Source organism: Streptomyces sp. NPDC086147 (assembly GCF_040702165.1).
Classification (GTDB): Bacteria; Actinomycetota; Actinomycetes; order Streptomycetales; family Streptomycetaceae; genus Streptomyces.
Map to the genome: position 1 here is coordinate 50,238 of NZ_JBFBJO010000018.1, position 12,389 is coordinate 62,626.

At 76.8% G+C, this 12,389-nt stretch carries 11 protein-coding genes; 6 read left to right on the forward strand and 5 right to left on the reverse strand.

The annotated features are described in order from the left end of the window. Positions 1-188: 188 nt before the first annotated feature. Positions 189-743 carry a DUF1697 domain-containing protein gene (locus AB0398_RS28090; protein WP_366378423.1) on the forward strand — a complete coding sequence of 185 codons (555 nt, stop codon included), beginning with the start codon at positions 189-191 and terminating at the stop codon, positions 741-743. 94 nt (positions 744-837) lie between these two features. Here the strand turns inward: AB0398_RS28090 and AB0398_RS28095 are convergent, their stop codons facing one another. Next, positions 838-2,466 carry an FAD-binding oxidoreductase gene (locus tag AB0398_RS28095; protein ID WP_366378424.1) on the reverse strand — a complete coding sequence of 543 codons (1,629 nt, stop codon included), beginning with the start codon at positions 2,464-2,466 and terminating at the stop codon, positions 838-840. Positions 2,467-2,633: 167 nt separating this feature from the next. Here AB0398_RS28095 and AB0398_RS28100 point away from each other — a divergent pair, with 167 nt between their 5' ends. Beyond that, positions 2,634-2,834 (forward strand): hypothetical protein, encoded by a 201-nt coding sequence (locus AB0398_RS28100; RefSeq protein WP_366378425.1) that lies wholly within the window; start codon positions 2,634-2,636, stop codon positions 2,832-2,834. Between the two features lie 18 nt (positions 2,835-2,852). On the opposite strand, the gene AB0398_RS28105 is transcribed toward AB0398_RS28100, so the two are convergent. Continuing rightward, on the reverse strand, positions 2,853-3,560 hold the full coding sequence (locus AB0398_RS28105; protein ID WP_366378426.1) for a class I SAM-dependent methyltransferase: 708 nt from the start codon (positions 3,558-3,560) through the stop codon (positions 2,853-2,855). Between the two features lie 203 nt (positions 3,561-3,763). Here AB0398_RS28105 and AB0398_RS28110 point away from each other — a divergent pair, with 203 nt between their 5' ends. The 4 genes from AB0398_RS28110 to AB0398_RS28125 are packed head-to-tail and all read left to right on the forward strand — an operon-like array spanning position 3,764 to position 8,572. After that, on the forward strand, positions 3,764-4,933 hold the full coding sequence (locus tag AB0398_RS28110) for a polyprenyl synthetase family protein (protein WP_366378427.1): 1,170 nt from the start codon (positions 3,764-3,766) through the stop codon (positions 4,931-4,933). Then, the gene (crtI, locus tag AB0398_RS28115) at positions 4,930-6,486 is read left to right on the forward strand and encodes a phytoene desaturase family protein (RefSeq protein ID WP_366378428.1); all 1,557 of its coding nucleotides are present in this window, start codon (positions 4,930-4,932) and stop codon (positions 6,484-6,486) included. Before AB0398_RS28110 ends, crtI begins: the two co-directional genes overlap by 4 nt. After that, complete coding sequence (locus tag AB0398_RS28120; protein WP_366378429.1) at positions 6,483-7,580, forward strand: phytoene/squalene synthase family protein; 1,098 nt, start codon at positions 6,483-6,485, stop codon at positions 7,578-7,580. The genes crtI and AB0398_RS28120 overlap by 4 nt, the downstream gene beginning before the upstream one ends. A gap of 5 nt (positions 7,581-7,585) precedes the next feature. After that, on the forward strand, positions 7,586-8,572 hold the full coding sequence (locus tag AB0398_RS28125; protein ID WP_366378483.1) for a DUF5914 domain-containing protein: 987 nt from the start codon (positions 7,586-7,588) through the stop codon (positions 8,570-8,572). 30 nt (positions 8,573-8,602) lie between these two features. On the opposite strand, the gene AB0398_RS28130 is transcribed toward AB0398_RS28125, so the two are convergent. The 3 genes from AB0398_RS28130 to AB0398_RS28140 all read right to left on the reverse strand — a co-directional run bounded on the left by AB0398_RS28130 (position 8,603) and on the right by AB0398_RS28140 (position 12,389). Continuing rightward, positions 8,603-10,180, reverse strand: a complete 1,578-nt coding sequence (locus tag AB0398_RS28130; protein WP_366378430.1) for an FAD-dependent oxidoreductase — start codon at positions 10,178-10,180, stop codon at positions 8,603-8,605. Further along, positions 10,167-11,381: a lycopene cyclase family protein gene (locus AB0398_RS28135; RefSeq protein WP_366378431.1), complete on the reverse strand. Its 1,215-nt coding sequence runs from the start codon at positions 11,379-11,381 to the stop codon at positions 10,167-10,169. Before AB0398_RS28135 ends, AB0398_RS28130 begins: the two co-directional genes overlap by 14 nt. A gap of 258 nt (positions 11,382-11,639) precedes the next feature. Beyond that, positions 11,640-12,389 (reverse strand): sirohydrochlorin chelatase, encoded by a 750-nt coding sequence (locus AB0398_RS28140; RefSeq protein ID WP_366378432.1) that lies wholly within the window; start codon positions 12,387-12,389, stop codon positions 11,640-11,642.

The window sequence follows — 12,389 nt, forward strand, 5'->3', positions numbered from 1 at the left end:
CTTGTTGAAAAAGTCACAGTAGGGTGAAGGTCCTTCTCCCGCTCCCCTTCATCGGACAGTGTTCGAACCGGCCACCGTGCCGCCCCCCACGAGGCGCGGTGGCCCTTTCGCGCCCGGAGCCCGGGAACGACCGCGACGGAGGACGACCGCGACGGCGGGTCCGGGCCGTAGGGCCGTAGGTTGGGGCCATGACGCAGACATACGCGGCGCTGCTCCGGGGCATCAACGTGAGCGGACACCGGAAGGTCCCCATGGCGGAGCTCCGTTCCCTCCTCGAAGGCCTCGGCCACGGAGGCGTCCGCACCCACCTCCAGAGCGGGAACGCGGTCTTCACCACGGACACGGGCGCCTCGGAGGACGAGCTCACGGCCGCCCTCGAAGCCGCGATCGAGGACCGGTTCGGGTTCCGCGTCGACTGTCTCGTCCGCGACGGCGCCTACCTCGCCGCCGTCGCCGACGCCTGCCCGTTCCCCACCGCCGGGATCGAGGGCAAACAGCTCCACGCCTTCTACTTCTCGGGCCCTCCCGACGCCGAGCGCTTCGCCGCGATCGACCAGGAGGCCTACCACCCCGAGGCCTTCGCCCTCGGCGACCGGGTCCTCTACCTCCACGTCCCCGACGGCCTCGGCAGGTCCAGGCTGGGCGAGGTCGTCTCCCGGCCCGCCCTCTCCGAGGGGCTGGTGGTCACCGCCCGCAACTGGAACACGGTCCTCAAGCTGGTGGAGCTGACCCGGGAGGGCTGAGGAGGCGGCCCGAGGGCGGCCGGCACCTCCGGCGACGGCGGCCCGCCCGGGGCTCGTTCGGGCAGGGCCGACGCCGACGACGTACGCCCGGGACTCATCCGGCCAGGGCCGCCCCGGGGCGCAGGGGGTCGACGAGGACCCCCGGGTTCAGGATTCCGGCCGGGTCCAGGGCCGCCTTGCCGGCCCGCAGGGCGGCGGCGAACAGGTCGGGGCGCTGCCGGTCGTACCAGGGCCGGTGGTCGCGGCCCACCGCGTGGTGGTGGGTGATGGTGGCGCCGCCGGCGACGAGCGCCTCGGAGACCGCCTCCTTGATCTCGTCCCACTGCCGCACGGTGTCGCCCCACCGGCCCGTGGCGTAGATCCCGAAGTACGGTGCGGGGCCGTCGGGGTAGACGTGGGTGAAGCGGCAGGTCACCACGCCCTCCGCGCCGACCTGGCGCAGGGCGTCGCGGGCCGCGGCGTCGACGGACGCGCGCAGGGCGTCGAACCGGTCCCAGGTGCAGGCCGTCTCGAAGGTCTCCACGATCATGCCCTGGGCGGCGAGGGCGTCCCGCTGGTAGGGCATGCGCAGGAAGGAGTCCCGCCAGGTGCCGGCCGCCCCGGTGCGCGCGGACCGGTCGGCGGCGTCGGTGTGGCGGGCCGGCTCGGACAGGGTGCCGCCGTGGTCCCGGCACAGTTCCAGGGCGCGTTCCATCCACGCGTGCACGGGATGGTCGGCGGACTCGAAACCGAGCACCAGGACGGCGGTCGGCGAACCGGCGTTGACGAAGGCCTCGACGGGGTCCAGGAGGCGGCAGTTGGCCGGGTCCAGGCCGGACTGGGACAGGGCGCGCACCGCCCGTACGCCCGCGTCGTGGTCCGCGAACCCCACCGAGGCGTCCGCGCGCCACCGGGGCCGGTCCTGGAGGCGGGCCCAGGCCTGCGTGATGACGCCGAGCGACCCCTCCGAGCCGAGGAACATCCGGTCGGGGGACGGCCCGGCGCCCGAGGCCGGGAGCCGGCGGGACTCCACGACGCCCCGGGGGGTGACGACCCGCAGCGATTCGACGAGGTCGTCGATGTGGGTGAGGCGCGTCGCGAAATGCCCTCCCGCCCGGGTGGCCAGCCAGCCGCCGAGGGTGGAGAACTCGAAGGACTGGGGGAAGAACCGGAGCGTGTGGCCCGACGGGCGCAACTGCTCCTCCAGGTGCGGGCCGAGGACCCCGGCCTGGACGAGCGCGGCCCGGCTGGTGCGGTCGACCTCCAGGACCCGGTCCATCGCGCCCAGGTCCAGGCTGACCGTCCCGGCGTAGTCGTCGCCCACGCGGGGTTCGACGCCGCCCACCACGGACGAGCCGCCGCCGAAGGGGACGACGGCGATGCCCGCGCCGCCGCACCAGTCCAGGACGTCGACGACCTGCTCCTCCGAGGTCGGGCGCACCACGAGGTCGGGCACGTGGGGCAACTGCCCGAGCAGCGCCCGCACCACGTCGCGGAACGCCTGCCCGTGGCTGTGCGCGAGCCGGTCGCGCACGTCCTCGGAGGCGATCGGCGCCAGGGCCGGCGGTGGCTGGATCCTGCTCCGGCCGACGCCGAACGACTCGATCGCGGGGGGCTCGTGCACGGTCGGGTCGGCTCCCGGCAGCATCGCGACGGTGCGACGGGCGAGTTCCTCCCGTTCCCGGCCCGTCACCGCGTCCTCCTCGTTCCCCCATCCCCACCACGAACGCGTCGTGCCCCTCATGAACGCACCGCCGATCCGGACGCCGGGTAAGTTACCTGCCGGTCACATTCGCACGGGGCGGGCCCGGGGACAAGACCGGCGGCGGCGACGGGAGAGGACATCCGCCGGGGCGATCCACCGGGGAATTCTGGGAGTGTGTCGCCCGGAAGCCGAGGCGGTCACGCGGGATGACCCCGGTCGACCAGATCCATCTGGCCACCCTGTTCCACACCCTGGTCGGCGCGGGCTGCACCTCCTGCATCCTTCACCGGTGGGCCGACCCCGAGGAGCGGGCCCCGGCACGGCGGACCAACACGGTCGTCGCCGTGGCGACCACGGCCGCGTACCTCGTCGCCAACGCCGTCAGCATCGGTCTCGCGGTCACCTGAGCCCCGTTCGGACACCTCCTAGGGGGCGACCCCGACGAACGTGTGCGTGATGCCCGTCTGCCAGCCCGGCTGCGGCAGCGCCCGCACGCCCGTGAAGCCCGCGCGGCGCAGCCGGGCGGCGAAGGCGGGCGCGGTGTCGAAGTCCAGGACGCTGTGCCACAGGTGCCGGTAGAGCGCCTCGTCCCCGTGGCGGCGCCCCCACGGCAGGACGACCGCGCCCATCACCGCCGACCACACCGCCCGGTGGGCGGCCCGGCCCCCGAGGGCGTACTCGTGGACGACCAGGCGCCCGCCCGGCCGCAGGACCTCCCGCACCCGGTCGAGGGCCCCGTCGGGATCCGCGACGTTGCGGAACAGGTAGGCGGCGAAGACCGCGTCGTACGGGCCGCGTACCCCGGCCTCCGCCAAGCCCTCCACGGGCGCGTGCACGAAGGAGACCCCGGGCGGCCACGGCTTGTCCCGCGCCCGGTCGAGCATCCCGGCGGACGCGTCGACCCCGGTGACGGACGCCCCGGGCGCGGCCCGGAGCAGCGCCCGCGTCGACGCCCCCGTACCGCAGCCGAGGTCGAGCACCGACCACCCGAGACCCGCGCCGGGCAGGGCGAGGCGGCGGGCGGAGCGGAGCAGGTGCCGGTGGTAGCCGGGGCTCGCCGAGGTCATCCGGTCATAGTTCCGCGAGGCGCGGTCGAAGGCGTGGGCGAGGTCGGTGTCCCGCAGCAAGGTCATGGTCCGCTCCTCCGTCGGTTCGCCGGGAGTCCCGCACCGGGCTCCGCCCGTAGTGTCGCCCAGTCGGGGCGGACGCGGGCGTCGCCGGGCGGTCATTGGGCCGGGCGGCCCAAGGAACGGTGCATCCGATGCCCCCGGCGGTACTGAATGACCCATGAGGACGAAGAGATGCCGCCCGGCGAGCGAGGGGTGAACCGATGCGCGTGCCCGATCCACTTCAGGTAGACGAGGGGGTGCCGGCCGTTGTCGAGGAGCATCTCGCCGCCGTCCTCCGGCAGCGGGCGGCCGACGCGGCGGACGCCGACCCGGACTTCGCGTCCGACATCGCCGACCGCGTGGCGGCCTTCGCCCTGGGCGGCGGCAGGCGGCTGCGCGCCGAGTTCCTGTGGTGGGCGATGCGGGGCAGCGGCGGCGGGGCGCGCGAGACGCCGGCGGCCCTCGGGGTCGCGGCGGCCCTCGAACTCATCCAGACGTGCGCCCTGATCCACGACGACGTGATGGACGGCTCGCCCCTGCGCCGGGGCCGCCCCGCCGTGCACGTGCAGCTCGACGCGCTCTACGGCACCGGGGAGCGCGCGCTGCCCTGCGGCACGTTCGGCGGCGCCGCCGCCGTCCTCGCCGGAGACCTGGCCCTGGCCTGGGCCGACGACGCCTTCGTGGAGTCCGTGGCGGGGCTGCCGTCGGCGCCCCGGGCCGCCGGGGTCTGGCGGGTGATGCGCACGGAGATGGTCGCGGGCCAGTACCTCGACCTGCGCGGCCAGGTCACGGGCGAGGGCTCGGCCGAAGGGGCGGCGCGCACGGCCGTCCTGAAGACGGCCCTCTACTCGATGGGACACCCCCTGGCCCTGGGCGCCACGCTTGCCGGAGCGCCCGAGGGCACGGTCCGCGCGCTCCGCGAGGCGGGGCGGTCCGCCGGACTCGCCTTCCAGCTCCACGACGACGTGCGGGGCGCCTTCGGCGACCCGGCGGCCACCGGGAAGCCGGTCGGCGAGGACATCCGGGAGGGGAAGGCGACCTACCTCCTGGCCGTCGCCGGGGAGCGGTGCGCCGAGCTGGGGGACCGGGCGGGGCTCGGACTCCTGGAGCGGATCACCGGCGGAGCCCGTACGAGCGAGGAGGACGTGGACCGCGCGCTCGACCTGCTCGTCGCCTGCGGGGCCCGGGACCGGGTCGCCCGGCGGGTCGAGGAGCTGTGCGCCCGGGGCGCGGAGACGGTGGCGCGCGCCGGGCTCGCGCGGGAGGCCACCGACCGGATCGGGGAGCTCTTCGGAGCGGCCTGCGGACTGGAACCGGGGCGCGCCACCGCCCCGCCGGAGCCGCCCGCGCCCGCCGTCCCGCCCACCCTTCCGGTTCTGATCGGGGAGGCCCGGTGAGGACGATCACGGGACCGACGGACCACGTCGTCGTGGTGGGCGCGGGACTCTCCGGGCTCGCCGCCGCCCTCCACCTCCTCGGCGCCGGACGCCGGGTGACCGTCGTCGAGAGCGACCCGCTCCCGGGCGGCCGCGCCGGCCGCCTCGACCTCGGCGGCTACCGGACGGACACCGGGCCGACCGTCCTCACCATGCCCGACCTCCTCGACGAGGCCTTCCGGGCGGTCGGGGACTCCCTGCGCGACCGGGTCGACCTCGTCCCGCTCCACCCGGCCTACCGGGCCCTGTTCGCCGACGGCACCCGCTTCGACGTGCACACCGACGCCGACGCCATGGAGGCCGAGGTCGCCGCCTTCGCCGGACCCCGCGAGGCCGCCGGCTACCGCCGGCTGCGCCGCTGGCTGGAGGAGCTGTACGCGCTCCAGAAGCGCCGCTTCATCGACGCCAACTTCGACTCGCCCGCCCAGCTCCTCCACCCCGACCTCGCCCGGCTCGCCGCCCTCGGCGGCTTCGGCCGGCTCGACCGGGCCGTGGGCCGCTTCCTGTCGGACGAGCGGCTGCGGCGCGTCTTCTCCTTCCAGGCCCTGTACGCGGGCGTGGCACCCTCCCGGGCCCTCGCCGCCTACGCGGTGATCGCCTACATGGACACCGTCGCCGGGGTCTACTTCCCGCGCGGCGGGATGCACGCCGTACCGGCGGCCATGGCGGACGCGGTGGTACGGGCCGGCGGCACCGTCCGGTACGACGAGCCGGTCACCGCGCTCGAACGCCGGGGCGAGCGCGTCACCGCCGTCCTCACCGCACACGGCCGGATCCCCTGCGACGCGGTGGTCCTCACCCCGGACCTGCCCGTCGCCTACGGCCTCCTCGGCCGCGAACCCCGCCGCCCCGTCCGGCTGCGGCACTCCCCGAGCGCGGTCGTGATCCACGCCGGGACGGACCGCACCTGGGAGCAACTGGCCCACCACACCATCTCCTTCGGGCACGCGTGGGAGGGCACCTTCCACGAACTGATCGACCGGGGCCGCCTGATGAGCGACCCCTCGCTCCTCGTCACCCGCCCCACGGCCACCGATCCGACCCTGGCCCCGCCCGGCCGCCACCTGCACTACGTCCTCGCCCCGTGCCCGAACACCTCCGCCGGACCGGACGCCGCCCACTGGGGCGACCTCGGACCGCGCTACCGCGACGTGCTCGTCCGCGAGCTCGAACGCCGGGGCCTCGACGGCTTCGGCGACGCGATCGAGGAGGAGGCCCTGGTGACCCCGGCGGACTGGACGGCCCGGGGGCACGCCGCCGGCACCCCCTTCTCCGCCGCCCACACCTTCGCCCAGACCGGCCCCTTCCGGCCCCGGAACCTGGTGCGGGGCACCGCCAACGCCGTCCTCGCCGGCTGCGGCACCACCCCCGGCGTGGGCGTTCCCACGGTGCTCCTCTCCGGGAAGCTCGCAGCGGCCCGGATCACCGGCGGCCCCGCCCGCCCCGGTCGGCGCCCCGCGCGACCGGCGGCGGACCGGACGCGGGTGCCCGGCACGAGCGGAGTCGCGCGATGACGGCCCGCGAGCTGGACGCGGCCGGCATCACCGACCCGCGCCTGCGGGCCGCGTACACCGCCTGCCGGCGCCTGAACGCCCGCCACGGCAGGACGTACTTCCTGGCCACCCGCCTCCTGCCCGTCGACCGGCGCGCGGCCGTCCACGCCCTGTACGGCTTCGCGCGGCGCGCCGACGACATCGTCGACGACCTGGGCACCGACGCGCCGCCGGAGGAGCGCGCCGCCGCCCTGGACGTCCTGGAGAGCCAGTGGCGGCACGCCGTCCAGGGCGGGGAGGTCCGCGAACCGGTGGTCATGGCGGCGGCCGACGCCCGCGCCCGCCACCACATCCCCGAACGCCACTTCACCGACTTCCTGGCGTCGATGCGCAGCGACCTGACGGTCGAGCGGTACCCGACGTACGCCGACCTCCACGCCTACATGCACGGCTCGGCGGCCGTCATCGGACTCCAGATGGTCCCCGTCCTCGGGACCGTCGTCCCCCGCGCGGAGGCCGAGCCGTACGCGGCGGCCCTCGGCCGGGCCTTCCAGCTGACCAACTTCCTCCGCGACGTGGGCGAGGACCTCGACCGGGGCCGCGTCTACCTGCCCCTCGACCTCCTCGCCGCGTACGGCGTCGAACCCGACCTGCTGATGTGGAGCAGGATGACCGGCTGCCGGGACCCCCGGATCACCGCCGCGCTGCGGGCCGCCGCCGCCCTGACCCGGGGCGTCTACCGCGAGGCCGAGCCCGGCATCGCCCGGCTGGCCCCCGTCTCGGCGCCCTGCGTGCGGACCGCCTTCGTGCTGTACCGCGACATCCTGGCGGCCATCGAGCGCGACGGGTACGCGGCGGTGCACCGCCGGGCGGTCGTCGGCCGCCGCCGCCGGGCGGCCGTGGCGGCGCGCGGCCTGGCGGGCGCCCTCGCCGCCCGCACCCTGCCGGAGCGCGCCCGCACCGCCCCCGCCGTCCCGGCCGTGCCGCGCACGGAGGTGCGCAGGACGTGGGCGAGGAGCGGGGCCGAACTCGACCGCGCGACGCGGACGGCGGGCGCGACGGAGACGACCGGCACGACGGAGACGACGAGGATGACGGGGGGCGGCGAGCGGTGAGCGCGATGCGGAGGCCGGAGATCCCGCTGCGGCTGCGCCGGAACGCCGTCGCCTGGGAGCGGCAGCGGCCGACCTGGCGGGACGCCAAACCGGCCCTGATCGCCGAGGCACTCGACCGCGCCGGGACCCGTCCCACGGGCAACTGGTTCGTCGTCGGCGGCAGCCGCGACCTCAAGGACGGCCGGCCGCTCGGGCGGACCGTCGCGGGCACCGAGGTGGTCCTCTGGCGCGACGCCGAGGGCGAGCCCCACGCGGGCCCGGGAGCCTGCCCGCACCTGGGGGCGCCGCTCAAGGACAGCGTCGTGCGGTGCGGGACGCTGATCTGCCACTGGCACGGACTCGCCCTGGACGGCGGCCCCTTCGCGGGCTGGGCGCCGTGGCCCGTCCACGACGACGGGACGCTCCTCTGGATCAGGCTCGACCGGGTCGGCGGCGAGACCCCGACGGAGCGGCCCCTCGTGCCCGAACGCCCGCCCGCGGACGGGGCGGTCGCCGCCGTCTACACGGGCGTGGGCACCTGCGAACCGGAGGACGTCGTCGCCAACCGGCTCGACCCCTGGCACGGCGCCTGGCTCCACCCGTACTCCTTCGTCGACCTGGAGGTGCTGCGCACCCCGACGGAGGAGGACGACGAGCTGGAGGTGGAGGTGTCGTTCAAGGTCGCCGGTCGGGTCGTGGTGCCCGTCCGGGCCGTCTTCACCGCGCCCGGCCCGAGGACGGTCGTCATGCGGATCACGGCGGGCGAGGGGACGGGATCGGTGGTCGAGACGCACGCGACGCCCCTGACCCCGCCCGGCGCCCGGCGCCCCCGCACGGCCGTCGTGGAGGCCGTCGTCGCCGGCTCGGACCGGCGGGGATTCGCCGTGGCCCGCCTGGCGACGCCGCTCCTGCGCCCGGCGATGCGGGCGGCGGCGGGGCGTCTGTGGCGCGACGACCTGGCGTACGCCGAACGGCGCTGGTCCCTGCGGGCGCGGGGGCTGTTCCCGGGCTGAACGAACGGTCCCCGGCCCACCGGGGACCGGTCAGTACTCCCCGTACGCCCGGGACGCCGCCCTCAGGAGCGCCGACCGGCCCCGCCGGGGCACCGTCCACAGCGTCTGGCCCCGCAGGCCCCAGCGCCACAGGTGCGCGTTGGCGGCCAGGAAGCCCGTGGTGGCGGCCCGTTCCATCAGGGCCACCGGGAGGTCGGTGCGTACCAGGTCCCCGGCGACGGTGACGGTGGGGTCGGAGGTGTCGACCGAGGGCCGGTCCGCGTGGCTCCCGACGGCGAAGAGCGGGCAGTCGTCCCGCCACTCGTCGCGCCGGTCCACGATCCGCGCGGCGGCCGTCTCCGGGTACACGCGGCGGAGCCGCGCGACCAGCTCCCGCGCGACCGGTTCCGGACCCGCCGCCGCGTCCGCCGCGTAGGCGTGCAGCTCGACCACGGAGCCGCCGGTCTTCCCGGCCCAGCGGGCGGCCTCGCCCTCCCACCGGTCGAGGACGCTGACGTTGTCCAGCGGGCCGTGGCCGCCGGTCCCGAGGAAACCGGGCCGGTCGGGGGCCACGGGACGGTCCAGCCAGAGCCGGGTGACCAGGAACGGAGGGGCCGTGCGCAGCGCGGCGACCCGGGCGCGCCAGGCCTCGTCGCACAGCGAGGGCGAGGCCGCCGCGACGGCCCGGAGCCCGCCGGTGTCGAGCGCGAGGACCAGCGCGTCGACGCGCTCCGTACCGCTCGGGCCGTGCACCAGGTGGCCCCCGTCCGGCGCGGAGTCGATCCGGGCGACGGGGGCGCCGGTGCGGATGTCGACGCCGTGGCCCTCCAGGTAGCGGGCGAGGGGGTCCCACAGGGCCTGCGGATAGGGCTCGTCGGGCACGTCGAAGAGCAGCCCCTCGGAGGAGCCCAGGAAGTAGATGTGGAACATCAGGGCGAGTTCGGCCGCCGACAGCTCCCCGGGGTCGGCGAAGAAGCTGCGGGAGAAGACCTCGAACGCGAGGTGCCGGGCCTTCTCCGGGAAGCGGATCCGGTCGAGCAGCTCCCACGCGCTCATGCCGTCGTACCGCTCGTGGACGCCGGGCAGGCGCACGTCCAGGAGGGGCAGCGCCGCCCGGGGGTTCATCCGGGCCAGGTCCCGCGCGCCGAAGGAGGGGCTGAGCGCGGCGAAGCCCACGGCGCTCCACGGCGGCGTGCGGGGCACCCGCGCGAAGCTGTCGTACAGGCCCGAACCGTGCAGCAGGGGGTAGTCGGGCAGCGGCCGCAGCCGCTCCAGACCCGGGTCGACCCGCCTGAGCAGCCCGCGCAGGTTGTAGTACTGCCGGAAGAAGGCGTGGAAGCCCCGGCTCATCGTCGCGGCGGAGCCGTCCGCCAGCTCCACGGGCCACCCGGCGAGCCGGCCGCCGAGCGACGCCTCGCGCTCGTACAGGGTGACGCGGACCCCGCGCTCCGCGAGGACGGTCGCGGCGGCGATGCCCGCGATCCCGCCCCCGACGACCGCGCAGCGCGGCCCGTCCCGGCCCGCCCGGTCCCGTCCGGGGTGCGCGGGCAGGACGGCCGCCCGGCGGTCGCGGCCGCGGCGCGGCACCGGGGGCCGCTCCGGGGCCGAGGGGTGGTCACGACCGGTCATCGGGGGCCTCCTGGTGCGGTCCCGGCCGGGGGAGCCGGGGGAGTAGGGGGACTTCGGCCGCCGTGCGGAGCATGGCGGGGACGGGCGTGCGCAGCCCGATGGAGAACTCCTCGGCCGGGCCGGTGGCACCGTCCAGGAAGCGGAGCAGGCGCTCGCAGGGGACGCGGGCGAAGAGCCCGGTGAAGAAGGCCGGGCCGTCGATCCGTCCCGTGTCGAGGCCGCGCAGCAGCACGGAGTCCATCGCGAGCGCCCGGGAGGAGTACGCGGACGGGGGCACCGGCCGGCGGCCCCGGTGCAGGGCGTCCGCGACGGCGCGCGCCTGCCGCTGGATCGCCGCGAAGGCGTACCCGGTGGAGGGGCGGACGGCCCCGCCCGCCGCCCCGACCCGGAAGACGTGCCGGCCGGCCTCGCGGGCGTGGCGGCCGTCGCTCATCGGGATGACCCCCTGCTCGGTGTCGAGCACCCGGAAGGGGCCGAGCCGCAGCACGTCCCGGGTGTACCGGGCCAGGGCCCGGTCGTAGGCGGCGGGCGTCAGCGGGGCCCGGCCGAACTCGGTGTACTCGACGAGCGCCTCGTATGGGCTCGTGGGCAGCACGTAGCCGAAGGAGAGGCCGTGGGCCGGCTGGGGCGTGCGGAAGTCCATCAGCTCGACGACGTCCGGCGCGAACACCGGCCGCTCGGTCCGCACGAACCAGCCCCGGAAGTGCTGGAGCAGGGCGGTGCGGGCGGGCGGCGCGGCGGCGGGCGGCCGGGAGTCGAAGACCCAGCGGGCCGGGAGCCGCGAGACGGTCCCGTCGGCCGCGCGGCAGACCACGACGGCGCCGCCCGGCCCGTCGGCCACCTCCTCCACGACGGCCTCGACCCGGCGCAGCGCGGAGAGCCTCGGCCGCAGGCCCCGCTCGAACTCCCCGGAGCGCAGCATCTTGTACCGCAGGCCGCCGAGGGGCCGTACGGGCCCTGACCCGTCCGGGCCCCGCACCCGCAGCCCGTCCCAACTCGCGGTCAGGAAAGGGTCGTACGCGCCGGGCCCCGACTCCCAGAAGCACCAGGTGCGCTCGGGGGGCCGCAGCGGGCCCGGCGGGGCCTCGACGAGGGTGACGCGGGGGGCCGGAACGCCGTCCGGGGGCGCGAGCAGCCGCCACGCGAGGGAGAGCCCGGCCGCGCCGCCCCCGACGACGACCACCTCGGTACCGGTGTCCACGGGCGTCCGTCACCTCCCCTCACGTCACCTCGGAAGCGGTCCCGGTGGGTGTACCCGGGAACGGGGGCGATGCGTGGCCCCGTGCTGCATTCGGCCCATCGGGGGGCGGCGGATGCGGCGGGGGAGGAGGTGTCGCGAAAGTTCGGGGCCGGGGCGTGTCCGGCGGAACGGGGCCGGGGCGTGTCCGGCGGAACGGGGCCGGGGCCGCGCCCCTGATCCGCCGGACACACCCCAAGGCCGCTCATGGGCCGGGTCGGCTCAGCCGGCCGCCGCCGTCACCCGCTCGGCCGCCCGCGCCGCCCCGTCGTACCGGGCGAGCAGCAGCCGGGCCAGCTCGGGCGCCGGGCCGAGGACGTCCGCCAGGACGTCCGCCTCCGCCGCGCCCGCCGTGATCCGGTCGGGGAGACGCCCCGGCGCGATCACGTACGGGGCGACCGCCACCCGCCGGACGCCCGGCTCGGCGCGCAGCGCCCGTACGGCGTCCTCCGTACGGGGAAGGGATGCGGAGGCGAACGCGGGCCGCACGGAGCACCAACCGGTGCGCCGCAGCTCCCGCGCCGTTTCTGCGATCACCGCGATCGCCTCCGGGTCGGTGGAGCCCGCCGAGGCCAGGACGACCCCGGTCGCGCTCTTGTCGCCGGGCGCGAGCCCGGCCTCGTACAGCCGCCGTTCCACCGCCGCGACGAGCAGCGGCGACGGGCCCAGGACCTCCGCCTGCCGGATCCGCAGCGCGGCGGGGGCCTGCCGCAGGACGGCCGGCACGTCCGCCTTCGCGTGGAAGGCGCGGGTCAGGAGCAGCGGCAGCGCCACCACGTCCCGCACGCCCTCGGCGGCGAGCCGGTCCAGGACCCCCGCCACCGACGGCAGGTTGAAGTCCAGGAACGCCGTCTCCACGCGCAGCCCCGGCCGCAGCGCACCGGCCCGGCGCACCAGCGCCTGGACGGTGGCCGCGTGCCGCGGGTCGCGGCTGCCGTGGGCGATCACGAGGAGGACAGGGGGGTGGTTCAT